This window comes from Tessaracoccus palaemonis, from assembly GCF_019316905.1.
Taxonomy (GTDB): domain Bacteria; phylum Actinomycetota; class Actinomycetes; order Propionibacteriales; family Propionibacteriaceae; genus Arachnia; species Arachnia palaemonis.
Genome location: NZ_CP079216.1, coordinates 1,994,463 through 2,015,453, shown reverse-complemented (window position 1 = coordinate 2,015,453; position 20,991 = coordinate 1,994,463). Strand labels below are relative to the sequence as shown.

The 20,991-nt window shown below is 70.6% G+C and carries 22 protein-coding genes; 12 read left to right on the top strand and 10 right to left on the bottom strand.

What is annotated here, in order from left to right; all coding sequences use genetic code 11:
* Nucleotides 1–10 precede the first annotated feature (10 nt).
* The 5 genes from KDB89_RS09165 to KDB89_RS09145 are packed head-to-tail and all read right to left on the bottom strand — an operon-like array spanning nt 11 to nt 5,267.
* A complete protein-coding gene (locus tag KDB89_RS09165; protein WP_219080387.1) occupies nt 11–1,969 on the bottom strand; it encodes an alpha-glucosidase in 1,959 nt (652 codons plus the stop codon).
* The gene (locus KDB89_RS09160; RefSeq protein ID WP_219080385.1) at nt 1,956–3,314 is read right to left on the bottom strand and encodes a glycoside-pentoside-hexuronide (GPH):cation symporter; all 1,359 of its coding nucleotides are present in this window, start codon (nt 3,312–3,314) and stop codon (nt 1,956–1,958) included. The genes KDB89_RS09165 and KDB89_RS09160 overlap by 14 nt, the downstream gene beginning before the upstream one ends.
* Nucleotides 3,315–3,343: 29 nt before the next feature.
* The gene (locus tag KDB89_RS09155) at nt 3,344–4,138 is read right to left on the bottom strand and encodes a putative RNA methyltransferase (RefSeq protein ID WP_219080383.1); all 795 of its coding nucleotides are present in this window, start codon (nt 4,136–4,138) and stop codon (nt 3,344–3,346) included.
* The gene (locus KDB89_RS09150; RefSeq protein WP_219080381.1) at nt 4,135–4,941 is read right to left on the bottom strand and encodes an SURF1 family cytochrome oxidase biogenesis protein; all 807 of its coding nucleotides are present in this window, start codon (nt 4,939–4,941) and stop codon (nt 4,135–4,137) included. The genes KDB89_RS09155 and KDB89_RS09150 overlap by 4 nt, the downstream gene beginning before the upstream one ends.
* Complete coding sequence (locus KDB89_RS09145; protein ID WP_219080379.1) at nt 4,938–5,267, bottom strand: DUF3099 domain-containing protein; 330 nt, start codon at nt 5,265–5,267, stop codon at nt 4,938–4,940. Before KDB89_RS09145 ends, KDB89_RS09150 begins: the two co-directional genes overlap by 4 nt.
* A 91-nt stretch (nt 5,268–5,358) precedes the next feature.
* Between KDB89_RS09145 and fabG the strand changes: the two genes are divergently transcribed.
* Genes fabG through KDB89_RS09120 form a run of 5 tightly spaced genes read left to right on the top strand, consistent with a single transcriptional unit; the run spans nt 5,359 to nt 9,357 of the window.
* Complete coding sequence (fabG, locus tag KDB89_RS09140) at nt 5,359–6,072, top strand: 3-oxoacyl-ACP reductase FabG (RefSeq protein ID WP_219080377.1); 714 nt, start codon at nt 5,359–5,361, stop codon at nt 6,070–6,072.
* A 13-nt stretch (nt 6,073–6,085) separates the two neighbouring features.
* On the top strand, nt 6,086–6,859 hold the full coding sequence (gene fabI, locus KDB89_RS09135; RefSeq protein ID WP_219080375.1) for an enoyl-ACP reductase FabI: 774 nt from the start codon (nt 6,086–6,088) through the stop codon (nt 6,857–6,859).
* Between the two features lie 36 nt (nt 6,860–6,895).
* Nucleotides 6,896–7,681 (top strand): ABC transporter ATP-binding protein, encoded by a 786-nt coding sequence (locus tag KDB89_RS09130; protein ID WP_219080373.1) that lies wholly within the window; start codon nt 6,896–6,898, stop codon nt 7,679–7,681.
* Complete coding sequence (locus KDB89_RS09125) at nt 7,678–8,154, top strand: NfeD family protein (protein ID WP_219080371.1); 477 nt, start codon at nt 7,678–7,680, stop codon at nt 8,152–8,154. Before KDB89_RS09130 ends, KDB89_RS09125 begins: the two co-directional genes overlap by 4 nt.
* Before the next feature lie 15 nt (nt 8,155–8,169).
* Complete coding sequence (locus tag KDB89_RS09120; RefSeq protein WP_219084263.1) at nt 8,170–9,357, top strand: SPFH domain-containing protein; 1,188 nt, start codon at nt 8,170–8,172, stop codon at nt 9,355–9,357.
* On the opposite strand, the gene KDB89_RS09115 is transcribed toward KDB89_RS09120, so the two are convergent.
* On the bottom strand, nt 9,354–10,316 hold the full coding sequence (locus tag KDB89_RS09115) for a bile acid:sodium symporter family protein (RefSeq protein WP_219080369.1): 963 nt from the start codon (nt 10,314–10,316) through the stop codon (nt 9,354–9,356). The two genes, KDB89_RS09120 and KDB89_RS09115, sit on opposite strands and share 4 nt — an antisense overlap.
* Nucleotides 10,317–10,366: 50 nt before the next feature.
* Between KDB89_RS09115 and KDB89_RS09110 the strand changes: the two genes are divergently transcribed.
* Nucleotides 10,367–11,140 carry a TrmH family RNA methyltransferase gene (locus KDB89_RS09110; protein WP_219080367.1) on the top strand — a complete coding sequence of 258 codons (774 nt, stop codon included), beginning with the start codon at nt 10,367–10,369 and terminating at the stop codon, nt 11,138–11,140.
* 238 nt (nt 11,141–11,378) lie between these two features.
* On the opposite strand, the gene KDB89_RS09105 is transcribed toward KDB89_RS09110, so the two are convergent.
* From KDB89_RS09105 to def, 3 genes are all read right to left on the bottom strand, one after another.
* Nucleotides 11,379–12,017 carry a TetR/AcrR family transcriptional regulator gene (locus KDB89_RS09105; RefSeq protein ID WP_255555859.1) on the bottom strand — a complete coding sequence of 213 codons (639 nt, stop codon included), beginning with the start codon at nt 12,015–12,017 and terminating at the stop codon, nt 11,379–11,381.
* A 59-nt stretch (nt 12,018–12,076) separates the two neighbouring features.
* A complete protein-coding gene (locus tag KDB89_RS09100) occupies nt 12,077–14,131 on the bottom strand; it encodes a beta-galactosidase (RefSeq protein WP_219080363.1) in 2,055 nt (684 codons plus the stop codon).
* Between the two features lie 107 nt (nt 14,132–14,238).
* Complete coding sequence (gene def / locus KDB89_RS09095; protein ID WP_219080361.1) at nt 14,239–14,886, bottom strand: peptide deformylase; 648 nt, start codon at nt 14,884–14,886, stop codon at nt 14,239–14,241.
* Nucleotides 14,887–14,981: 95 nt separating this feature from the next.
* Here def and KDB89_RS09090 point away from each other — a divergent pair, with 95 nt between their 5' ends.
* On the top strand, nt 14,982–15,878 hold the full coding sequence (locus KDB89_RS09090) for a tyrosine recombinase XerC (RefSeq protein WP_219080359.1): 897 nt from the start codon (nt 14,982–14,984) through the stop codon (nt 15,876–15,878).
* 3 nt (nt 15,879–15,881) lie between these two features.
* Here the strand turns inward: KDB89_RS09090 and KDB89_RS09085 are convergent, their stop codons facing one another.
* Complete coding sequence (locus tag KDB89_RS09085; protein WP_219080357.1) at nt 15,882–16,766, bottom strand: M23 family metallopeptidase; 885 nt, start codon at nt 16,764–16,766, stop codon at nt 15,882–15,884.
* Between the two features lie 234 nt (nt 16,767–17,000).
* On the opposite strand from KDB89_RS09085, the gene rpsB reads away from it, so the two are divergent.
* The 5 genes from rpsB to KDB89_RS09060 all read left to right on the top strand — a co-directional run bounded on the left by rpsB (nt 17,001) and on the right by KDB89_RS09060 (nt 20,987).
* Nucleotides 17,001–17,888, top strand: a complete 888-nt coding sequence (rpsB, locus tag KDB89_RS09080; RefSeq protein WP_219080356.1) for a 30S ribosomal protein S2 — start codon at nt 17,001–17,003, stop codon at nt 17,886–17,888.
* 34 nt (nt 17,889–17,922) lie between these two features.
* Nucleotides 17,923–18,732, top strand: a complete 810-nt coding sequence (gene tsf, locus KDB89_RS09075; RefSeq protein WP_219080354.1) for a translation elongation factor Ts — start codon at nt 17,923–17,925, stop codon at nt 18,730–18,732.
* Nucleotides 18,733–18,798: 66 nt separating this feature from the next.
* Nucleotides 18,799–19,539 carry a UMP kinase gene (pyrH, locus tag KDB89_RS09070; RefSeq protein ID WP_219080352.1) on the top strand — a complete coding sequence of 247 codons (741 nt, stop codon included), beginning with the start codon at nt 18,799–18,801 and terminating at the stop codon, nt 19,537–19,539.
* 31 nt (nt 19,540–19,570) lie between these two features.
* On the top strand, nt 19,571–20,125 hold the full coding sequence (gene frr / locus KDB89_RS09065; RefSeq protein WP_219084262.1) for a ribosome recycling factor: 555 nt from the start codon (nt 19,571–19,573) through the stop codon (nt 20,123–20,125).
* A gap of 1 nt (nt 20,126) precedes the next feature.
* Nucleotides 20,127–20,987, top strand: a complete 861-nt coding sequence (locus KDB89_RS09060) for a phosphatidate cytidylyltransferase (protein ID WP_219080349.1) — start codon at nt 20,127–20,129, stop codon at nt 20,985–20,987.
* Nucleotides 20,988–20,991: the final 4 nt, after the last annotated feature.

Here is a 20,991-nt window from a genome sequence, read left to right as displayed (position 1 = left end):
CGGTGAGGCGTCACAGCACCCGGCTCACGCTCGCCTCCCACGGAGCCAGGCGGCGCCCGTCCCTGATCCCCAGCACCGGCTCGGCCGGCGGGGCGGCGGACGGGCGACGCATCGCCGTGTCCGACGCGTTGCACTCGACCAGGAAGGCCTCCCCGCCCAGTTCGCGCACGTAGGCGAGGTAGTTGCGGCGGCGCGGCGCGACCCAGGTGAGTGACCCGCGGGTCAGCGCCGGGTGCCGACGGCGCAGCGCGATCAGCGCGCGGTGCCAGGAGTACACGGAGTCAGGGTCGGCGGCCTGCTCGGCCGCGGAGAAGCCGGGGACCTCGTCGGTGCCGGCGAGCCACGGGACCCCGGTGGTGAAGCCGCCGCCCGGCGTCCACCGCATCGGCACCCGCGCGTGGTCCCTGGTGCCCGACAGGATCTGCGCCCACGCCGCGCGGGGCCCCAGGCCGGAGGCCATCAGCTCCGGCAGGCGGTTGATCGACTCGACGTCGCGCAGGTCGTCCAGCGACGCGAACTCCTGGTTCACGGCCCCCAGCTCCTGACCCTGGAACAGGAAGGGAGTGCCGCGCATCGTCAGCTGCAGCGTGGCCAGCAGCTTGCCGATGGCCGTGCGGACGGCGGGGTCGGCCTCGCGCCCCGCCCCGATCTTGCTGAGCATCCGCGGGTTGTCGTGGTTGTCGAGGAACACCGAGATCCAGTCGCGCGGGCCGAGCCTCGCCAGGTAGTCGCGCCAGTAGCGCTTCAGGTACTCCGGGTCGTAGGCGTAGCTGTCCCAGCGCACGCGTCCGGGCGGCTCGAGCACGTCGAAGTTGAACGTCAGGTCCAGCTCGTCGCGGCCCCGGGCGCTCAGCATCCGGCCGAGCTCAACGCCGATGCCGGGGGTCTCGCCGACCATCACGCCCACCTCGTCGGCGGGCAGCGGGCCGCCCAGCGCGCCGTCGGCCAGCCGCTCCCGCGGCGTCGAGGCCGGCGGCCGGTCCCGCGTGAACCCGTCGCGGCGCAGCGTCCGCAGGAACTCGCCCAGCCTGGGTCCGTAGAAGTAGTGCTCGACCCCGGTGAACTCCAGCAGCTGCCCGACGAAGGGGTGACCGTCCGGCAGGCCGGGCGCCTTGGAGATGTAGTTGATGACGTCGAGGCGGAAGCCGTCGATGCCGCGGCCCAGCCACCACTGCACGACGTCGGCCACCTCGCGCTGCACGTCGGGATTGTCCCAGCGCAGATCCATCTGCGAGTCGGCGAACAGGTGAAGCGCCCACCGCTTCGCCTCCGGGATCCAGCGCCACGCCGGGCCGGAGAAGAACGACTTCCAGTTGTTCGGCGGCGCGTCCTCGGTACCTTCCTCGAGGAAGTAGTAGCGGCCGTACGGCCCGTCCGGGTCGGCGACGGCGCGGCGGAACCACTCGTGCTCGTCGGAGGTGTGGTTGACGACGAGGTCGAGGATGATCCGCATGCCGCGCTCGTGGCAGCCGGCGATCAGGTCGTCGACGTCGGCCAGCGTGCCCATCTCGTCCATCACCGCGCGGTAGTCGCTGATGTCGTAGCCCATGTCCCGGTTCGGGGAGGCGAAGATGGGGGAGAGCCACAGGCAGTCGACGCCGAGGTCCTCCAGGTGGTCGAGGTGTTCGATGATGCCCCGGATGTCGCCGACGCCGTCGCCGTCGGAGTCCGCGAACGAGCGGGGATAGACCTGGTAGAACACGGCGGAGCGCCACCAGGGGTCGTCGCCCTCGGCCTCGCCGGTCAGCGGCACGTCCGGCTCCGCGTTGACCAGGCCGAGGACCGTCTCCATCACGCCGGGCCCCATCAGGCGGTCGGTGAGCTTGTCCACCGTCCCGATCCGCAGCCCCGAGACGGCCTTCACCAGGCCGCGGGGGAGCGCCGACTGCAGCAGGATCTTGTCGATCACGTCGCGCCCGACCGGCGTCGCGTACAGGTCGCCGAGCCGGTCTCCCTTATCGAGTGGCATGTCGCTCCTCCAGGTCCGCGACGATGCCGGCGTAGGTGGCCTCGTCGAGCCGGTACCCGGCCCGCATGATCAGCCAGCTCGCCGCCATCAGCGCGGCGGGCAGGGCCAGCATCGCGACCTTGAACAGCCCGGCCCCCTCGGCGGTCACGTCGGCGGGGCCGGCCGCGCGGTCGATGCCCGACGCGATCACCGTCGCGCCGACGACGCCCGACGCGATCGCGTTGCCCAGCTTGTAGATGAACGGCTGCAGCGAGAACGTGACCGACTCGTTGCGGCGGCCGAGCTTCCACTCGCCGTACTCGACGCTGTCCGCGATGAACATCACCAGCAGCAGCTGGATGGCGCCCTGCCCGGTGAAGAGCAGCACGCCGGCGACCCCGACGAGCCCGAGAGACGTGCCGGACAGCCAGAACACGGCGTAGCCGGCGATGGACAGCACCGTGGCGGTCAGGTGGATGCGGCCGCGCGTCAGCCGCTTCGACACGACGGGGAACAGCGCCAGCGCCACGATCTGGGTTACGCCCAGCACCGCGGCGAAGATCGGATACGCGCCCTCGTCGCCGAAGATGTACTTGAAGTAGTAGAGGCCGAACGACGTCGTGGTCAGGTATCCGGCCATGTAGGCGATCATCGCCAGCGTCACCCACATCAGCTGGTCGTTGCGCCAGATCACCTGGAACAGCTCCCGCAGCGGGGTGGACTGCGGCTCCGCAGCCACCTGCTCCCGCGCGAACAGGAGCGTGAACGTCTGGAACACCAGCATGATGACCACCAGCGCCGCGGCCAACGCGAACCACGCTGCCTCCGCGGAGCCCAGCGCCTCGGTCAGCGCGGCGGTGACCGGCACCAGGCCGACGACCACCGAGAACAGCCCGACGTTCGCGCAGATCCGCGCGACGCCCGCGATCTTCTCGCGCTCCTTCTGGTCCTTGGTCAGGGCCGGCAGCATCGACCAGAACGCGATGTCGTTGATGGTGTAGGACACCTCATAGACCAGGTAGATCACCGTGAACGCGATGACATAGCCCCAGCCGTCGGCGCCGAAGTCGAAGAACATCAGCAGCGTCGCGACGGCCCAGGCGAGCGCTCCCCAGAAGATCCAGGGCCGGAACTTGCCCCAGCGCGTGTGCGTGTTGTCGACGATGACGCCCATCACGGGGTCGTTGACCGCGTCGAAGACGCGCATGACCACCAGGATCGTCGTGATGACGCCCAGCTGGGCGCCCGAGATGTCCAGCACGTCGGTGAGGTAGAACATCAGGTACAGCGACACGAGCGCGGCGACCATGTCGCGCCCGAGCGTGCCCAGTCCGAATCCCCAGCGGGTGCCCGCTGCGTTGCGCATGGCCGTCACTCTAGCCAGCATCACGCGGCTCAGGGGCGTGCGAACTCCAGCACGTCGACGTCGAGGGTGGTCGTGATGGGGGCGGCCGCATCGCCGTGCTCGTGGAAGGCGTTCGGCCCCATGCCGACCAGGTCGGCGGCCTCCCGCGCGGTCAGGTCCATGGATCCGGAGACCCGCTCGCCGCCGAGGTGTGCCCAGCCCGCGTCGCCGAGGGAGGCGACGAGCGCGTCCGCCTTGTCGTCGGCGACCTCCAGTAGGCCGTCCCGCTCACGGAGTTCGGCCAGGTGCCCGGCGCGGGGGACGACGACGACCAGCCGCCCGCCCGGGGCGAGGATGCGGGCGAAGTCGGCCGCGTTGCGCGGGGCGAAGACGCACAGCACCAGGTCGACGGCCCCGTCCTGCACGGGCAGCCCCACCCAGGTGTCCGCGACGACCGCGTCCATCCGCGGGTGGGCTCTGGCGCAGCGCTTCGCGGCGGCGACGGACACGTCGGTCGCCAGCCCCTCCGCGGCGGGGGACGCGTCGAGCGCGCGGGCCAGGTACCAGCCGGTGCCGGCGCCTACCTCGACGATCCGCCTCGCATCGCCGACACGGGAGTCGATCGCGTCGGCGATGGGCCGGTACCGACCCGTCGCGAGGAAGCTGGCTCGGGCCTCGAGCATGGCCGGGGTGTCGGCGTTGGCCGGGGCAGCCCGGCCGAGCAGGTTCACGTAACCCTGCCTGGCGACGTCGTAGCCGTGGCCCGCGGCGCAGCGCAGCGAGCCCTCGACGCGGCCCAGCGGCAGCGAGCAGTGCGGGCAGCGGGTCCAGTCGAGTCCGCTCACGAGCCGCCGACCTTGCCGCCCGCGTCGACCGCGTCGGGGGAGCCCACCGGCGACTCTGGGGAGGCCGCAGCCTCCGCGGCCTTCCGCTTCGCCTTCTTCCGGTCGCGGATGTCGGCGCGGATCAGCACCACGAGCCCTCCGACGGCGATGGCCGCGAACGAGAACCACTGCAGCGCGTAGCTGAAGTGCGACCCCTCCGTGAGCTCGGGCGTGCCGAGCGGCGTCAGGCCGCCGGTGTCGGCAGGATCCGACTCGATCAGGATCACGTAGCCGTTGACCAGGTCCATGCCCAGTGCCTCGCCCAGCGAGTCGGAGTTGATCAGCCGCACCTGGTCCCCGTGCGGGGTCTGGGCGTTCTCGTCGCCGTACTCGTTGCGGTGCACGTAGCCGGTGATGGTGACCTCGCCCGTCATGACCGGCGGCATCTCGCCGTCGGGCTGACCGGACTCGCGCGCCAGGAACCCGCGGTCGACCAGGAGGTGGTCCCCCTCCTGCGTCGTCAGCACCCCGACGACCTCGGTGCCGTAGGCGTTGTCGTGGGTGCGGTAGCGGACCTGGAACTGCTGTGGCTCGAACGTGCCCGTGGCGGTGACCGTGAACCACTGGTCACCCTCCTCGATCGTCTTGTTCATCACGTCGGTGTAGTGCTGCACCTCGTCGTTCTCGTGCGCCACGACCGCCGAGTTACGCTCCCGGCGCTGCTCCAGCCGGTCCAGCTGCCAGCGGCCGAGCATGATGAAGGCCGTCACGAGCACCACGACCAGCACCCCCATGCTGATCCAGCGCATTACCTGTCGTCTCACGGGTGGTCAGTCTCCTCGTTCTCGACGGTGCCCCTCACCACGGGGCCGGGGGCGATGGCGGGGCGCGGCGACGGGTCCTCGTCGTCGGCCACCGTTGCCGGTGTGTGGTGGTCGGCGTTGTTGGCGAGCAGGACGCCGACGGCGGGCAGCACCGCTGCGCCGATCAGGCACGCCACCTTCCACCAGCCGGGCACGAACAGGAAGGCGATGAAGCAGGCGGTGCGGAGCCCCATCGTGATCAGGTAGCGGCGCTGCCGCTCCGCCACGTCGAGGCTGGCGCCCTTCCGCGCGCTCGTGATGAGCGTCGCGTCGCTGCTCCTGGACATGGCCGCCAGCTTAGCCGCGCGCCACCCCCGCGGGAGCCGCCCGTGAGTCCGCTCAGGGGTGAACCCCCGCCCTGCGGTAAGTTGCTGCCTTGTGACAGATCAAGCACGAGTAGTCCTGGTGACCGGCGGCTCGAAAGGCATCGGCCGGGCCATCGCAGAGGCGTTCCGCGACGCCGGGTACCGCGTCGCCGCCACCTGCCGCTCCGGAGGAGTCCCCGACGGGGTCCTGCCCGTGGTGTGCGACATCACCGACCAGGTCCAGGTCGACGCGGCCTTCGAGCACGTCGAGGCCGAGCTTGGCTTCGTCGAGATCCTCATCGCCAACGCGGGCGTGACGAAGGACACGCTGCTGATGCGCATGTCGGACGACGACTGGGACACCGTCATCGACACCAACCTCACCGGCACCTTCCGCGTCGTCCGTCGCGCGTCCCGCGCAATGATGCGCGCCCGCTTCGGCCGCATCGTGCTCGTCTCCTCGGTCGTGGCGCTGCTCGGCTCGCCCGGCCAGGTCAACTATTCCTCCTCCAAGGCTGCGCTGGTGGGCATGGCCCGCAGCGTGACGCGCGAGATCGGCACCCGCGGCGTGACGTGCAACGTCGTCGCGCCCGGCTTCATCGACACCGACATGACCGCGGTCCTCGGCGACGACGTCATCGCGGACTACAAGAAGCGGATCCCCGCGGGCCGCCTCGGCAGCGTCGACGACGTCGCCTCCACCGCGCTCTTCCTCGCCAGCGACCAGGCTGGCTACATCTCCGGAGCCGTGCTGCCCGTCGACGGCGGCCTCGGCATGGGTCACTGAAAGGCAACTGAACATGGGTCTGCTTGAGGGCAAGAACATCCTGGTGACGGGCGTCACCATGCGCACGTCCATCGCGTACGCCGTCGTCGAGATCGCGCAGCGGGAGGGCGCCAACGTCGTGGTGTCCGCCGCCGGCCGCGCCGTCGCCCCCGCCACGCGGGCGCTGTCGAAGCTGGAGACGGTCCCGCCGATCATCGAGCTCGACATCACCGACCCCGAGCACCTCGCCGCGCTGCCGGCGAAGCTCGAGGAACACCTCACCGGCGGGCTCGACGGCATCGTGCACTCCATCGCCTATGCCGACCCGGAGAAGGCGCTGGGCGGCGCGTTCCTGACGACCGACTGGGACACCGTCGGCAACGCGCTGCACATCTCGGCGTACTCGCTGCAGTCGCTGACCATGGCCGCGAAGCCCGTGCTGAACACCGGCGCGAGCGTCGTCGGCCTGACGTTCGACGCGCGCGTCTCCTGGCCGGCCTACGACTGGATGGGCGTCGCCAAGGCCGCGCTCGAGTCCACGTCGCGCTACCTCGCCCGCTACCTCGGACCCGACGGCATCCGCTGCAACCTGGTCGCGGCCGGCCCCGTCGACACCGTCGCGAAGAAGGCGATCCCCGGAGCCGCGTCGTTCAACGACATCTGGGCCGAGCGCGCGCCGCTGTCGTGGGACTCCTCGGACGCGGTGCCGTCGGCCAAGGCCGTCGTCGCCCTGCTGAGCGACTGGTTCCCCGCCACCACCGGCGAGATGGTCCACGTCGACGGCGGGCTGCACTCCACCGGCGCCTGACCCACTTCGAGGGGCGAACCCTAGTAGGTTGGTCGCATGGCATCGGTGGCAGAACTCGCGGGGGTTACGGTCAGGCGCGGGGACGCCGTCCTGTTGGACAGCATCTCCCTCATCGTCGACGAGGGCGAGAGGTGGGTCGTGATCGGCCCCAACGGCGCCGGCAAGACCACCCTGCTGCAGCTGCTGTCGGCACAGATGTACCCGAGCGACGGCGTCGTCGGTCTGCTGGGTGAGGTCGTCGGGGCCGTCGACATTTTCGAGCTGCGCCCGCGCATCGGGCTCACGTCCTCGGCGCTGGCACACCGCATCCCCGACCACGAGACCGTCCGTGACGTGGTGCTCTCGGCCGCCTACGCCATCGTGGGGCGCTGGCGCGAGGAGTACGACGAGTACGACGTCGCCCGCGCGGACGAGCTGCTCGCCTCGCTGCGCGTCGACCACCTGGCCGACCGGACCTTCGGCACCCTGAGCGAGGGCGAACGCAAGCGGGTCCAGATCGCCCGCTCGCTGATGACCGACCCCGAGCTCCTGCTGCTCGACGAGCCCGCCGGGGGCCTCGACCTGGCCGGCCGCGAGGCCCTCGTACAGACCCTGTCCGACCTGTGCCTCGACCCCGACTCCCCGGCGACGGTGCTCGTCACGCACCACGTCGAGGAGATCCCCGACGGCATCACGCACTGCCTGCTGCTGGACCACGGCCGCGTCGTCGCGGAGGGCCCGATCGGGCAGACGCTGACCGCGGCCAACCTGTCGGCGGCCTTCGGGCTGCCGCTCGAGGTCGGGCACGTCGACGGCAGGTGGAGCGCCCGGGGAATCAGATGAGCGAGTTCTTCGACTGGATCTCCAGCCACCTGTGGGCCGGGTGGGGGATCCTCGCGCTTCTGCTCGCCGCCGCCGAGCTGCTCACGCTCGACCTGACGCTGCTCATGCTCGCCTCCGGCGCGCTGATGGGGGGCGTCACCGCACTGATCTTCCCGTCGATGGTGTGGCTGCAGGCGCTGGTCGCGCTCGCCACCGCCGTCGCCACGCTGTTCCTGCTGCGCCCGACCCTGCTCGAGCGCGTGCGCCGGGCGCCCGGCTACCGCTCCAGCCTCGACAACCTGATCGGCTCCCAGACGACCAACTCCGTGCCCATCACGGGCAGCAGCGGGGAGGTCACCATCCAGGGCGAGACGTGGCCCGCGCGGTCCTACGATCCGTCCATGACCATCGAGGCGGGCGAGAGCATCGAGGTGCTCGGCATCGAGGGCATCGTGCTGCTCGTCTACCCGACAAACCGCCCGCTCGGAAGGTAGTCCGCCATGCCCGACATGAGTGTCTTCGTCCTCATCGCGCTCGCGATCCTCGTCGTGCTGCTGCTGATGGCGACGCTGAAGATCATCCGGCAGCAGCAGGTCGCGATCGTCGAGCGGCTCGGCAAGTTCCGCAAGGCGCTCGAGCCCGGGCCGCACCTCGTCGTCCCGTTCTTCGACCAGATCCGCTACACGCTCGACATGCGCGAGCAGGTCGTCCCGTTCCCGCCGCAGGGCGTGATCACCGAGGACAACCTGATGGTGTCGATCGACTCGGTGATCTACTTCCAGATCGTCGACCCGGTGCGGGCGGCCTACGAGGCGCAGAATTACCGCGCCGCCATCGAGCAGCTCACCATGACGACGCTGCGCAACATCATCGGAGGCATGGACCTCGAGGCCGCGCTGACGTCGCGCGAGGAGATCAACCAGCGGCTGCGCGCCGTGCTCGACGACGCCACCGGCAAGTGGGGTATCAAGGTCAACCGCGTGGAGCTGCGCGCGATCGAGCCGCCGCCCACCATCCGCGACGCCATGGAGAAGGGCGCGCGCGCCGAGCGCGACAAGCGCGCCCAGATCCTGCTGGCCGAGGGCCAGCGCCAGTCGCAGATCCTCGCCGCGGGCGGCGACCGCGAGGCAGCGATCCTCAGGGCGCAGGGCGACCGCGAGGCGCAGGTGCTGCGCGCCCAGGCCGACCGGCAGGCGCAGATGCTCCGCGCCGAGGGCGAGGCGCAGGCCATCACCGCGGTGTTCGAAGCCATCCACGCCGGGCAGCCCGACCAGGCGCTGCTGGCCTACCAGTACATGCAGATGATGCCGAAGCTGGCTGCCGGGGACGCGAACAAGGTGTGGATCGTCCCGAGCGAGCTGAACGACGCACTGAAGGGACTCGGCCAGGTGTCCGGCGAGAGGGACGTCCGCGAGTACGTCTCCAGGGCTGCCGCGCAGTTCACTGCGCCCGAGCGGGTCGACGTGCAGGCCGAGATCGAGGAGCAGGCCCGCCGCGACCGCGAGCTCTCGAACAAGACCGTGGAGAAGGCGATCTCGGAGGCCCAGTCCCTGGATGCCCCCCGCGCCAAGCGGACCCTGGGCGGCAACACTCCGCACCCGCACGGTGCGCCGGCCATCGGGGACGCCGTCGACCCGGCGTCGTCGGGCGGGTCCCCTGACGGTCAGCCATCCGCCGGTCCGGATTTCCACGTCTAGCCCGAGGGCGTCCCCCGACGCAGGCGGCCGGCCAGGAAGCTGCTGACCAGCAGCTGGAGCTGGTGGTAGAGCATCAGCGGGATCACGATCACGCTGACCGCGCTGGCGGAGAACAGCACGCTCGCCATCGGCACGCCGGTCGCGAGCGACTTCTTGGTGCCGCAGAACATCACGGCGATCCGGTTGGCGCGGTCGAAGCCGAGCCAGCCGCCCACGTGCCAGGTGAACCAGAACATGAAGGCCAGCACCGCCGCGACGATCACGACGATGAGCACGAGGTCGGTCCACGCCACCTGGCGCCACACGCCGGAGACGCGCAGGTGCGAGAAGGCGCCGTAGACGATCAGGAAGATCACCGCCTGGTCCAGCAGCCTCAGCCGCGACCGGTGCCGCGCCATGAACGACGCGGTCACGAACCGGGAGGCCTGCCCCAGCACGAAGGGCAGCAGCAGCTTCACGACGACGTCGAGCAGCTGGTCGAACCCGATCGCGCCGCCGCTCGAGGCAGGGATGAACAGCATCGCCAGCAGGGGCGTGACGATCACGCCGATCACGTTCGACGCGGTCGCCGCCACCATCGCGGAGGCGATGTTGCCGCCCGCCAGCGACGTGAAAGTCACGCTCGACTGCACCGTCGACGGCACCAGGCACAGGAAGACCAGTCCGATGCGCATCGGCTCGGACAGGATCGCGTCGGGGATGGCCAGGATCGGGAGCGCGATCAGCGGGAACACCACGAACGTGCAGCCCAGGATGGCCAGGTGCAGCTTCCAGTTCCGGACCCCCGCGAGCGCCTCCGCGCCGGACAGGCGCGCGCCGTAGCCGAAGAACAGGACGAAGATGCCGACGTTCGTCACGACCTCCAGCACGTCGGCGGCGGTGCCGCTCACCGGCAGCACCAGCGCCAGCGCGAGCGTGCCGAGGATGATGACCAGGATCGGGTCCGGCTTGAACTTCACCGGCTCAGGCTAGCGGCATGCCATCCTCCACGTCGGGGTAGCCTCGTCGGGTGCAGATCGACATCACGGACGCCGCCGACCCCCGACTGGCCGACTTCGTCGGCCTGCGCGACGCGCAGCTGCGCCGCGGCGAGGAGCGCTTCATCGCCGAGGGGCTGAAGATCATCGAGCGCGCGTTCGCCGCCGGCTGCCGACCCCGCTCGCTGCTGCTGCAGCCCCGCTGGCTCGCCGACCTCGAGCCCCTCCTGGAGCGGTTCCCCGACGTGCCCGTCTACGTCGCCACCGAGAAGCTGATCGAGAAGGTCAGCGGCTTCCACGTGCACCGCGGCGCGCTCGGCTCCTTCGACCGCCCCGCGGAGGCCGGCTGGGACCAGCTGCTCGAGGCGCGCCGCCTCATCGTGTGCGAGGAGGTCGTCGACCACGCCAACACCGGCGCCATCATCCGCGTCGCCGCCGGGCTGGGCTGGGACGGGGTGCTCGTCTCGGCCGGGGGAGCGGACCCGCTCTACCGTCGCGCCATCAAGTCGTCGATGGGCGCCTCGCTGGAGCTGCCCTGGCGCCGCCTCGACGGAGACGCCGACCTCGCCCGGCTGAAGGAGGCCGGCTTCCGGCTGGTCGCGTCCACGTTGTCGCCGCGCGCCGTCCCGCTGAAGGACTACGAGGCGCCGGAGAAGCTCGCGCTGCTGCTCGGCACCGAGGGCAGCGGGCTGAGCGACGCCTGGCTGGCCGCCGCCGATGACCACGTGACCATCCCGATGACGGACCTGGTCGACTCACTCAACGTCGCCACCGCCGCGTCGATCTTCGCCTACGCGCTGCGCTGACTGTCGGGCGGGACCCTTCGCTGCGCTCAGGGCGTTTCGACAGGCTCAACGAACCGGTTGCGGTTGCCTGAGCTTGTCTTCGGTTCCCTGAGCTCGTCTTCGGTTCCCTGAGCTCGTCGAAGGGCGTCGAGCGGAGCGAGACGTGGCGGTGGTTGGGTTGGGACCCTTCGCTGCGCTCAGGGCGTTTCGACAAGCTCAACGAACCGGGTTGGCGTTCGACAAGCTCAACGACCCGCGGTCAGCGGCAGTCGTCCCACAGCGGCGACGGGAAGAGGACGCGCTCGTAGCGGTCCCATTCCTCGACCAGGTCGATGGGGGGCTCGCGGAACGAGCGGATCTGCATCCCGTCCATGGCCGCGATCGCCATCTCGACCAGGCCGCGCTGGTCCTTCCAGGCGCCGACCGCCTCCGGCAGCCGCCACCGCGTGCCGGAGTACAGCCCCCACACGGCGTCCGGGCGGTTGCGGAAGTAGTCGTGGGCCGGGTGCTCCGGGGAGGCGGCCTCGACGCCCAGCACCATGTAGAGCCGCATCAGCTGCGGGTTCTCCGCATTGTGGGCCACCAGGTAGCGCAGGTAGCCGGGCAGCGAGGCGCCGTCGGGGTGCGTGGCCGACGGGTCCCCGGTCGCGATGTAGTCCTCGGGGTCGAAGCGGCGGTCGTAGCCCTCCTCGACCAGCAGCCGCAGCAGGCCGTCCTTGGAGCCCACGTAGTGCAGCAGCCCCGGCTGCGTCAGGTCCACGGCGTCCGCGACATCCTGCAGGGAGACGCCGTAGAAGCCCCGCTCGCCGACCAGCCGCACGGCGGCGTCAACGATCTGGCGACGACGCACCTCCGGCGTCAGGCGGACGCGTCTGCGGGGGGTCGTCTGGCTCGGCACGTCACCCAACGTACCGCGTGGGACGCGGGGCGCACGGGGCATGGCATGGACCACCGGGGTCAGGACTCGATGATCGCCAGGTCCCAGGCGTCGACGGTGACGGGCGCGCCCTCGGCGATCTCGACGCCGTCCAGCACCGTCGTGCCGGCCACGGGGGAGTCGATCGTCACCGGGGAGCCGGAGTAGTTCAGCAGATAGGTGATCTCGCGGCCGCGGCCGTTGGTCCCGCGCCGGACGGTGACCGTCCCCGCCAGGTCCTGCGGCCAGGACCACAGCCCGGCCTCACGCAGCACCAGCTCGAGGACGCCCCGCAGCACCTCCGGCGACGTGACGGTCGCCACATACGTAGCGGTGCCGTCGCCGAACCGGTTGCGCGTGACCGCGGCGTAGTCGGACCACGCCGGGTGGTCGTAACCGGCCAGGACGTCGGCGCCCCGCGGCACGAGCAGCTCCAGCAGCCTCCCGGCCGCCTGATCGGCGCCGTCGACCAGCGGTGCGAGCGCCGCGCCGGGGGCGATCAGCGCCCCGTCGGGCCTGGTGAACTGGTTGTACGTCATGCCGAAGACGTCCGTCAGCGCGTGCGGCGCCCGGTCGTGCCAGACCTTGACGTGCTCGTCGGCCACTGCCGTGCGGAGCGTCGAGACCAGGTGGCCGCCGCGCTCGACGAAGGCCCGCAGCGAGGCGAGCGTCTCCTCCGACGCCGTGTACAGCGCCGGAGTCAGCAGCACGTCGTACGTCGAGAGGTCCGCGTCGACGGGGACGAAGTCCACCTCGACGTTCAGGTCGAACAGCGCGTCGTAGACCCAGCGGAGCACGTCGTTGTAGGTCGCCGACGGCCCGGCGAACTCCGGGAAGCCCGTCTCGAGCGTGAACCACTTCAGCGCCGTGAGGGCCTCGTTGCTCACCATCACCGCGACGCGGTTGGCCTTGCGCAGGTGCAGCAGCGAGGGCGAGTGCTCGGCCCACTCGCGCCCGACGACGGCGGCCTCGTCGTAGGTGGGGTTGGTCTCGAAGTCGTGAGACAGCAGCCCCTTCCAGTACGTCTCGAAGGAGTTGTGCAGCGAGTGCCAGTGCCAGTACATGACGCCGTCGGCCCCGCTCGCGAGGTGGCTGTAGGCATGCAGCCGCAGCTGGCCGGGGTAGGGGAGCCAGCCCATCTGGCCCTGCGCCTGGGTCTCGAGCACGAGGTAGTTCGCGCCGCCCTTGATCGAGCGCGTCATGTCGCCGCCGAACGCGATCTCGCGCCCGGTCAGCTGCGACTGTGTCGGGTGGTAGATGTCGACGCCCGCCAGGTCGACCGTGCGGGCGGCGGTGAAGTGGTTCACGGCGGGCTGCAGCCCGTAGGACCAGCCCGGCGCCCAGTCGAAGTCGAAGTTCTGCGTCACGAACTGGTCCTCGCGCGCGTACTCGCGCACGATGCCGGCCTGCCAGCCCAGGAAGTTGTCCACCAGCGAGCGGCGGAACTCGTCCCACGCGGCCCCGAGCGAGCCGTTGATCGTGCCGCGGACATCCGGGAAGTCCTCCCAGGCATCCACGCGGTTCGACCAGTAGGCCAGGCCGAACGCGTCGTTCAGGGCGCCGAGGTCGCCGTCGAAGCGGGCCTTCAGGTGCTTGACGAAGGCCCTCTGCGCCCCGACCGAGGCGGTGTCGTAGTACTTGGTCTCGTTGTCGACCTGGAAGCCGATGACCGCGGGGTGGTCCGCCACGTGGCTCAGCAGGGCCCGCATCGCGCGCTCGGCGTGGAACAGGTACGCCGGCGAGGTGATGTCCATAATCTGGCGGGCGCCGTAGCGCGCCTCACCGCGGGACGTCTCCGCCAGCACCTCGGGGTGCGAGGCGACCAGCCAGGCCGGCACCGCGTACGTCGGGGTGCCGACGATGACCTTCATCCCGGCAGCCGCCATGGTCTCCAGCGCCTTGTCGACGTGGCTGAGGTCGAAGACCCCGGGCTGCGGCTCGAGCGAACTCCAGGTGGACTCTGCGATGCGCACGACGTTCAGGCCGGCGTCGCGCATCATGCCGGCGTCCGCCTCGACTCGGTCGCAGGGCAGGTACTCCTCGTAGTAGGCCGCCCCGTACAGCAGGCGGTCGTTCGTCGCACGGTTCGTCGTCACGGCGCTCTCCCTTGTCAGCTCGCCCTCGTTGGCGATGAGGGCGAGTTTACCAAGTAACCACTAGATAAGTGATGGTGGAGGCGGTCGCGACGCCCGTGCCGGACGGGTCAGCGGCGCTGCGGGCCCTTCGGGGTGGGCTCGGCCTGCGGCTCGGTTGAGCCGGGCGGGGTGGCGGCCTTCGCCTTGGGGGAGACGGGCCAGTCGTCCGGGTAGCGCCAGGCCAGCTCCTCGACCTGGCTGTCGAGCTTGCGGCGCGAACGCGCCGAGAGGCGGTCGCCGAAGACGGTGCCGTTCAGGTGGTCGGTCTCGTGCTGGAGGCAGCGGGCGAGCAGCCCGGTGCCGTCGATCGTGATGTCGTTGCCGAACGCGTCCTGGCCGGTGCAGGTGGACAGGTCGGGGCGGGGGACGCTCTGGTAGCCGCCCGGCCACGACAGGCAGCCCTCCTCCGACGGGTCGAGGTTGCGGTCCCTGCCCTCGGGGAGGGTGACCACCGGGTTGCAGACCACGCCGCGGCGGATCCGGTCGTCGCCGTCGGGGCACTCGTAGATGAACACGGCCAGCCCCACGCCGACCTGCGTCGCGGCCAGTCCGACGCCCTCGGCGGCGCGCATGGTCGCGAACATGTCGCGCACCAGCGTGTGGAGATCCTCGCCGAACTCGGTCACGGGCTCGGTCTGCTGGTGCATCACAGGGGTGCCCCACCGTGTGATGGGCAGGATCCTGCCGCCCTTGGTCAGATCCGGCTGCGTGCTCATGCGGCGTCCTCCTGCTCGTCTACAACAGTGGTCAAGTATGCCGCACCGCGTGGCGGTGGCCCCGCTTGCGGTGGGTCCGGGCCAGACTGGGCGGCATGGACCTCGCGCCCGGCTGGGACGCCCTGATCGACGAGTACCGCTCCCACCTGACGGCCGAGCGGGGACTGTCCGTGCACACCGTGCGCGCCTACGCCTCCGACCTCACCGACCTCGCCGCGCAGGTGGCGGTGCCGCCGTCGGCTGTCACGCTGGGGGGGCTGCGCGGCTGGCTCGCGGCGATGGCCGACGCCGAGGCCGCGCCCGCCACCGTGCAGCGTCGCGTCGCGTGCGTGCGGGGGTTCTTCGCGTGGGCCGCCCGAGAGGGATATGTGGCGGCCGACCCCGCGGCCCGCCTGAAGGCGCCGAAGCGGGGCGGGCGCCTGCCGAAGGTGCTGTCCGCCGACACCATGGCCGAGGTGCTCGACGGCGCCGAGGTTCGCGCGGTGGAGGAGGGCAGTGCGATCGCGGTGCGCGACGCCGCCCTGCTGGAGATCCTCTACTCGAGCGGGCTGCGCGTCTCCGAACTGGTGGGGCTGCGGCTGCGCGACGTCGACGGCGAGCGGCGCGCCGTCATGGTTCTGGGCAAGGGGGGCAAGGAGCGCACCGTCCCGCTCGGTGCGCCGGCCCTTGCTGCGCTGAAGGCCTGGCTGGTGAGGCGGCCGGAGCTGGCCGGCCCGGCCAGCCCCGACACGGTCTTCCTCGGTGAGCGCGGCGGCGCCCTCGACCCGCGGGTCGCCCGCCGAGTCGTGCACGCCGCCACCGGACCGGGGGAGGGGGTCGGCCCGCACGCCCTTCGGCACGCCATGGCGACACACCTCGTGGAGGGCGGCGCGGACCTGCGCAGCGTGCAGGAGATGCTCGGCCACGCGTCGGTCGCCACCACCCAGATCTACACGCATGTCACCTCCGAGCGGCTCAACCAGGCCTACCGCCAGGCGCATCCCCGGGCCTGAGGGTCACAGGGTGAGCGGGTCGATCAGCTGCCCATCCCGCCAGGCCATCCAGTGCAGGTGGCACCCCGTCGACAGGCCCGTCGTCCCGACGCTGCCGAGCCGCTCTCCGGTGCCGAGCCGCTGCCCCACCTGCACCTCGATACCGGGCAGGTGGTTGTAGGCGGTCACCAGAGCGGTGCCGTGGTCGACGAACACCCGCCATCCGTAGGCCGGGTTCCAGAGTGTCCGGGTCACCGTCCCCGCCCACGGGGTCACCACCGCCGTGCCGCAGTCCGCGGCGATGTCGGAGCCGTCGTGGAGTGATGTCACGCCGGTGATCGGATGCACCCGCATCCCAAAGCGTGAGGTGATCCGCCCCTGCACGGGCAGCCCGCCCGGCGAGGAGCGCGCGGGCCCGATGGTCCGGGGCGTCGGCGGCGAGGCCCCGAGGGGGAGGAGCGCGACGACCGGGGCGTCGAGGTAGCCGAGCGGGTCCGCGTAGTCCGCCCCGTCCGTCAGCCCCCAGTGCAGGCAGGCCCGCGGGCAGTGCCCGGCCAGCAGCGTGCCGATGACCTCGCCCGCCGCGACCACCGTCCCTGCCGATACCGCGGCCCGCACGGGCTGATAGGTCGTGCGCCAGCCGTTGCCGTGGTCCACCGAGACCGTGGCCGTCCCGGCGACGGTGCCCGCGAAGGACACGGTGCCTGCGGCGCCCGCGGTCACGCTCTGGCCGACCTCGCCGGCCAGGTCGACTCCCCGATGCCCCGCCGCATAGCGGCCCACGTCGTCGAAGGCTCGCAGCACCTCGCCGTCCACCGGACGGGTCAGCCTGAGGCCCTCTGCCTGGGCCGGGCGAGGGCCGGAAAGGAGCGCGAGGACGGTGACGAGGAGCAGCAGGAGACGTCGCATATGACAGTGATGACCGAACCGGGCCGTCGCGCGTCGAGGAGCGTGCCGCCTGTGGACAGGGCAGGGTACCCGCGGTTTGTCGCCCGCGAGGTCGCGGGCGTAAGATGGGCGGTCGCAACCCGCACGGGTTGACAACGCATGCGCTGCACGGGAGACCGTCGGCCGTCGCAGGGTCCCGCAACGGCGGGTGCGGCGGACGGGCGCATCAGGCAAGAACCTACGAAAGGAACGGCCATGGCCGTCGTCACCACGCGTCAGCTGCTCGAGAGCGGCGTCCACTTCGGGCACCAGACCCGTCGCTGGAACCCCAAGATGAAGCGATTCATCTTCACCGAGCGCAACGGCATCTACATCATCGACCTGCAGCTGTCGCTGACCTACATCGACAAGGCGTACAAGTTCGTCAAGAGCACCGTCGCCCGCGGCGGACAGGTCCTGTTCGTCGGCACCAAGAAGCAGGCCCAGGAGGCAATCGCCGAGCAGGCCACCCGCGTCGGCATGCCCTATGTCAACCAGCGTTGGCTCGGCGGCATGCTCACCAACTTCCACACCGTCACCAAGCGGATCCAGCGCCTGAAGGAGCTCGAGGCCCTCGACTCCGACACCGCTGCCTCCAGCGGCCTGACGAAGAAGGAGCTCCTGCAGCTCGACCGCGAGCGCACCAAGCTCGACAAGACCCTCGGCGGCATCCGCGACATGGCCAAGACCCCGCAGGCCGTGTGGATCGTCGACACCAAGAAGGAGCACCTCGCCGTTGACGAGGCCCGCAAGCTGAACATCCCGGTCGTCGGCATCCTCGACACCAACTGCGACCCCGACGAGGTCGACTACGCCGTTCCGGGCAACGACGACGCGATCCGCTCCGTCGCCCTGCTGACCCGCATCATCGCCGACGCCGTCGCCGAGGGCCTCATCGAGCGCTCCGCCGGCAAGTCCGGTGACGAGGCCCAGGCCGAGCCCATGCCCGACTGGGAGCGCGAGCTCCTTGGCGCCGACCAGGCTCCCGCCGAGGTCGCCGAGGAGGCCACCGACGCCCAGGCCGCCGAGCTGACCGAGGCCGTCGAGGCCGTCGAGGCTCCCGCTGCCGAGGCTCCCGCCGCCGAGGCCACCGAAGCCAACTGATCTCCACACTCGAGAAGACGGGAAGAACCGACACATGGCAATCACTGCCGCTGATGTGAAGAAGCTCCGCGACGCCACCGGCGCGGGCATGATGGACGCCAAGAACGCCCTCGTCGAGGCCGACGGCGACTTCGAGAAGGCCGTCGAGGGCCTGCGTATCTCGGGTCTCGCCAAGGCCGCGAAGCGCGCCGACCGCGAGGCCACCAACGGCATCGTCGCGGGCCGCGACGGCGTCCTGATCCAGTTCGCCGCCGAGACGGACTTCGTCGCGAAGAACGCCGAGTTCGTCGGCCTGGCCGACCAGATCGTCGACGCGGTCGCCGCCGCCGGCGCGTCCGACATCGACGCCGCCAACGATGCCACCCTCGCCTCCGGCGAGAAGGTCATCGACGCCGTCAAGCACCTCGGCGCGAAGATCGGCGAGAACCTCTCGCTGGCCGCCGTCGCCAACTTCGGCCCCAACTCGCACCTCTACCTCCACCGCCGCGCCGCGGACCTGCCCCCGCAGGTCGGCGTGATGGTCGAGTTCGAGGGCGACGAGGACCTGGTGCACTCCACCGCGCTGCACATCGCCGCGATGTCCCCCCGCTGGGTGAACCGTGACGACGTCCCGGCCGACCTCGTCGAGAGCGAGCGTCGCATCGCCGAGGCCACCGCCCGCGAGGAGGGCAAGCCCGAGAAGGCTCTCGTCCGCATCGTCGAGGGCCGCGTCGGCGGCTTCTTCAAGGACGTCGTGCTCGTCGACCAGGCCGCGGTCTGGGAGGACAAGAAGACCGTCGGCGACGCGCTCAACGACGGCTCCACCAAGGTGGTGCGTTTCGTTCGCTTCGCCATCGGTGAGTGAGCGTCACCCACCCCAAGTGAAGTAGAGTTACGTGCGCCGTGGCCTTCGGGCTACGGCGCACGTGCCATGTCTGACCACAACCGAAGTTCAGGAGTACTGGTGGCATACCAGCGAGTGTTGTTGAAGCTGTCCGGCGAGGAGTTCGGGGGTGGCAAGCTCGGCGTCGACCCGCTGGTCGTCGCCGCCATCGCCAAGGAGATCGCCGACGTGGTCCGGTCCGGCACCCAGGTCGCGGTCGTCGTGGGCGGAGGAAACTACTTCCGCGGTGCGGAGCTATCCACCAACGGCATGGCCCGCGACCGCGCCGACTACATGGGCATGCTCGGCACCGTGATGAACTCCATCGCGTTGCAGGACTTCTGCGAGAAGGAGGGCATCGAGACCCGCGTGCAGTCGGCCATCAGCATGGCGCAGGTCGCCGAGCCCTACATCCCGCGCCGCGCCGAGCGCCACATGGAGAAGGGCCGCCTTGTCATCTTCGGCGCCGGCTCCGGCATGCCGTACTTCTCGACCGACACCGTCGCGGCCCAGCGCGCGCTCGAGATCGGGGCCGAGGTGCTGCTGATGGGCAAGCGCGGCGCCGACGGCGTGTACAACAAGGACCCGAACGTCCACGACGACGCTGTCAAGTTCGACTCCCTGACCTACGACCAGTTCCTCGCGGCCAACCTCAAGGTCGCCGACGCGACGGCCATCTCGCTGGCCCGCGACAACGACCTGCGCATGGTCTTCTTCAACCTTTCCGTGCCCGGCAACATCGCCCGCGCGGTCGCCGGTGAGCCCATCGGCACCATCCTCACCCGCTGACCTGACGGTCGAAACCCAAGGAGATCTCATGATCGACACCATCTCGAAGGACGCGGCCGCCAAGATGCAGCAGGCCGTCGACTACGCCCGCGAGGACATGGCCACCATCCGCACCGGCCGCGCCCACCCCGCGATGTTCAACAAGCTCACGGCCGACTACTACGGCGCGCCGACCCCGATCCAGCAGCTTGCCAGCTTCACGTCGCCCGACCCCCGCTCGCTGCTGATCACCCCCTTCGACCGTTCCGCCATCGGCGCGATCGAGAAGGCCATCCGTGACGCCGACCTCGGCGTGAACCCGAGCAACGACGGCAACGCCGTGCGCATCGTGATGCCGCAGCTGACCCAGGAGCGCCGCAAGGAGTACATCAAGATGGCCAAGGGCAAGGCCGAGGACGCGAAGATCGCCGTCCGCAACGCCCGCCGTGGCGCCATCGACGCCTTGAAGAAGGCCCAGAAGGAGGGCGAGATCAGCGAGGACGACCTGACCCGCGCCGAGAAGGCCCTCGACGCCTCCACCAAGAAGTACGTCGAGAGCGTCGACGAGGTCCTCAAGAACAAGGAAGCCGAGCTCTCCGAGGTCTGAGATGACCGATTCCCCGACGCACACCACCACGCCGAAGGCCGGCCGGGACCTCCCGGCGGCCATCGGCGTGGGCGTCGGTATCTTCCTGGCCGTCGCCGTCGGCCTGCTGTGGGCGCCGTGGTTCTTCGTGGCCGTCGTCGCGCTGGGCCTGTGCCTTGCCTCGATCGAGATCCACCGGGCCCTGCTGCGGAAGGGGATGAAGGCCGAGGTCGTGCCCATCGCCATCGGCACCGTGGCATCGGTGCTCGGCGGGTACTTCTTCTCGCGCTGGGACATCGGCATCGTCCCGATCGCCTGGGTGGTGATATGCCTTGCGGCCACCCTGTTGGCCTCGCTCGTCGCGCGCCTGTTCCGCGGCGCCGAGGGTTTCATCCGCGATGTCAGCGCCAGCGCTTTCATCATCGCCTACATCCCCATGCTCGGCGTGTTCATGCCCCTGCTGATGACTCCCGACGACGGACGGCTCAGGATGCTCGCCGTGATCTGCTGCGTCATCGCCTCCGACACGGGTGCCTTCGCCGTCGGCGTCCTGACCGGGCGCCACAAGATGGCCCCCGCCATCAGCCCGAGCAAGACATGGGAGGGCTTCGCGGGCGGCGTCGCCTTCTCGGCGATCGTCGGCGCGCTGATGGGCGTGTTCCTGCTCGGCACCTCGTGGTGGGCCGGCCTGGTCCTCGGTATCCTCTGCAGCCTCGCGGGCACCGTCGGCGACCTCGTCGAGTCGCTCATCAAGCGCGACGCCGGCATCAAGGACATGTCGAACTTCCTGCCCGGCCACGGCGGCGTGATGGACCGCCTGGACTCGATGCTGGTGGCCGTCCCCGTCGGCTGGCTGGTGCTCTACCTGGCGCTCGGGGGCTGACCGG

Bases quoted from the DNA above. Each gene is read 5' to 3' on its own strand.
- KDB89_RS09125 (WP_219080371.1), top strand. From the start codon at position 7,678: ATGAGCGAGTTCTTCGACTGGATCTCCAGCCACCTGTGGGCCGGGTGG.
- KDB89_RS09130 (WP_219080373.1), top strand. From the start codon at position 6,896: ATGGCATCGGTGGCAGAACTCGCGGGGGTTACGGTCAGGCGCGGGGAC.
- KDB89_RS09165 (WP_219080387.1), bottom strand. From the start codon at position 1,969: ATGCCACTCGATAAGGGAGACCGGCTCGGCGACCTGTACGCGACGCCG.
- fabI (WP_219080375.1), top strand. From the start codon at position 6,086: ATGGGTCTGCTTGAGGGCAAGAACATCCTGGTGACGGGCGTCACCATG.
- KDB89_RS09160 (WP_219080385.1), bottom strand. From the start codon at position 3,314: ATGCGCAACGCAGCGGGCACCCGCTGGGGATTCGGACTGGGCACGCTC.
- tsf (WP_219080354.1), top strand. From the start codon at position 17,923: ATGGCAATCACTGCCGCTGATGTGAAGAAGCTCCGCGACGCCACCGGC.
- KDB89_RS09145 (WP_219080379.1), bottom strand. From the start codon at position 5,267: ATGTCCAGGAGCAGCGACGCGACGCTCATCACGAGCGCGCGGAAGGGC.
- rpsB (WP_219080356.1), top strand. From the start codon at position 17,001: ATGGCCGTCGTCACCACGCGTCAGCTGCTCGAGAGCGGCGTCCACTTC.
- KDB89_RS09120 (WP_219084263.1), top strand. From the start codon at position 8,170: ATGAGTGTCTTCGTCCTCATCGCGCTCGCGATCCTCGTCGTGCTGCTG.
- KDB89_RS09090 (WP_219080359.1), top strand. From the start codon at position 14,982: ATGGACCTCGCGCCCGGCTGGGACGCCCTGATCGACGAGTACCGCTCC.
- pyrH (WP_219080352.1), top strand. From the start codon at position 18,799: ATGTCTGACCACAACCGAAGTTCAGGAGTACTGGTGGCATACCAGCGA.
- KDB89_RS09060 (WP_219080349.1), top strand. From the start codon at position 20,127: ATGACCGATTCCCCGACGCACACCACCACGCCGAAGGCCGGCCGGGAC.
- KDB89_RS09085 (WP_219080357.1), bottom strand. From the start codon at position 16,766: ATGCGACGTCTCCTGCTGCTCCTCGTCACCGTCCTCGCGCTCCTTTCC.
- def (WP_219080361.1), bottom strand. From the start codon at position 14,886: ATGAGCACGCAGCCGGATCTGACCAAGGGCGGCAGGATCCTGCCCATC.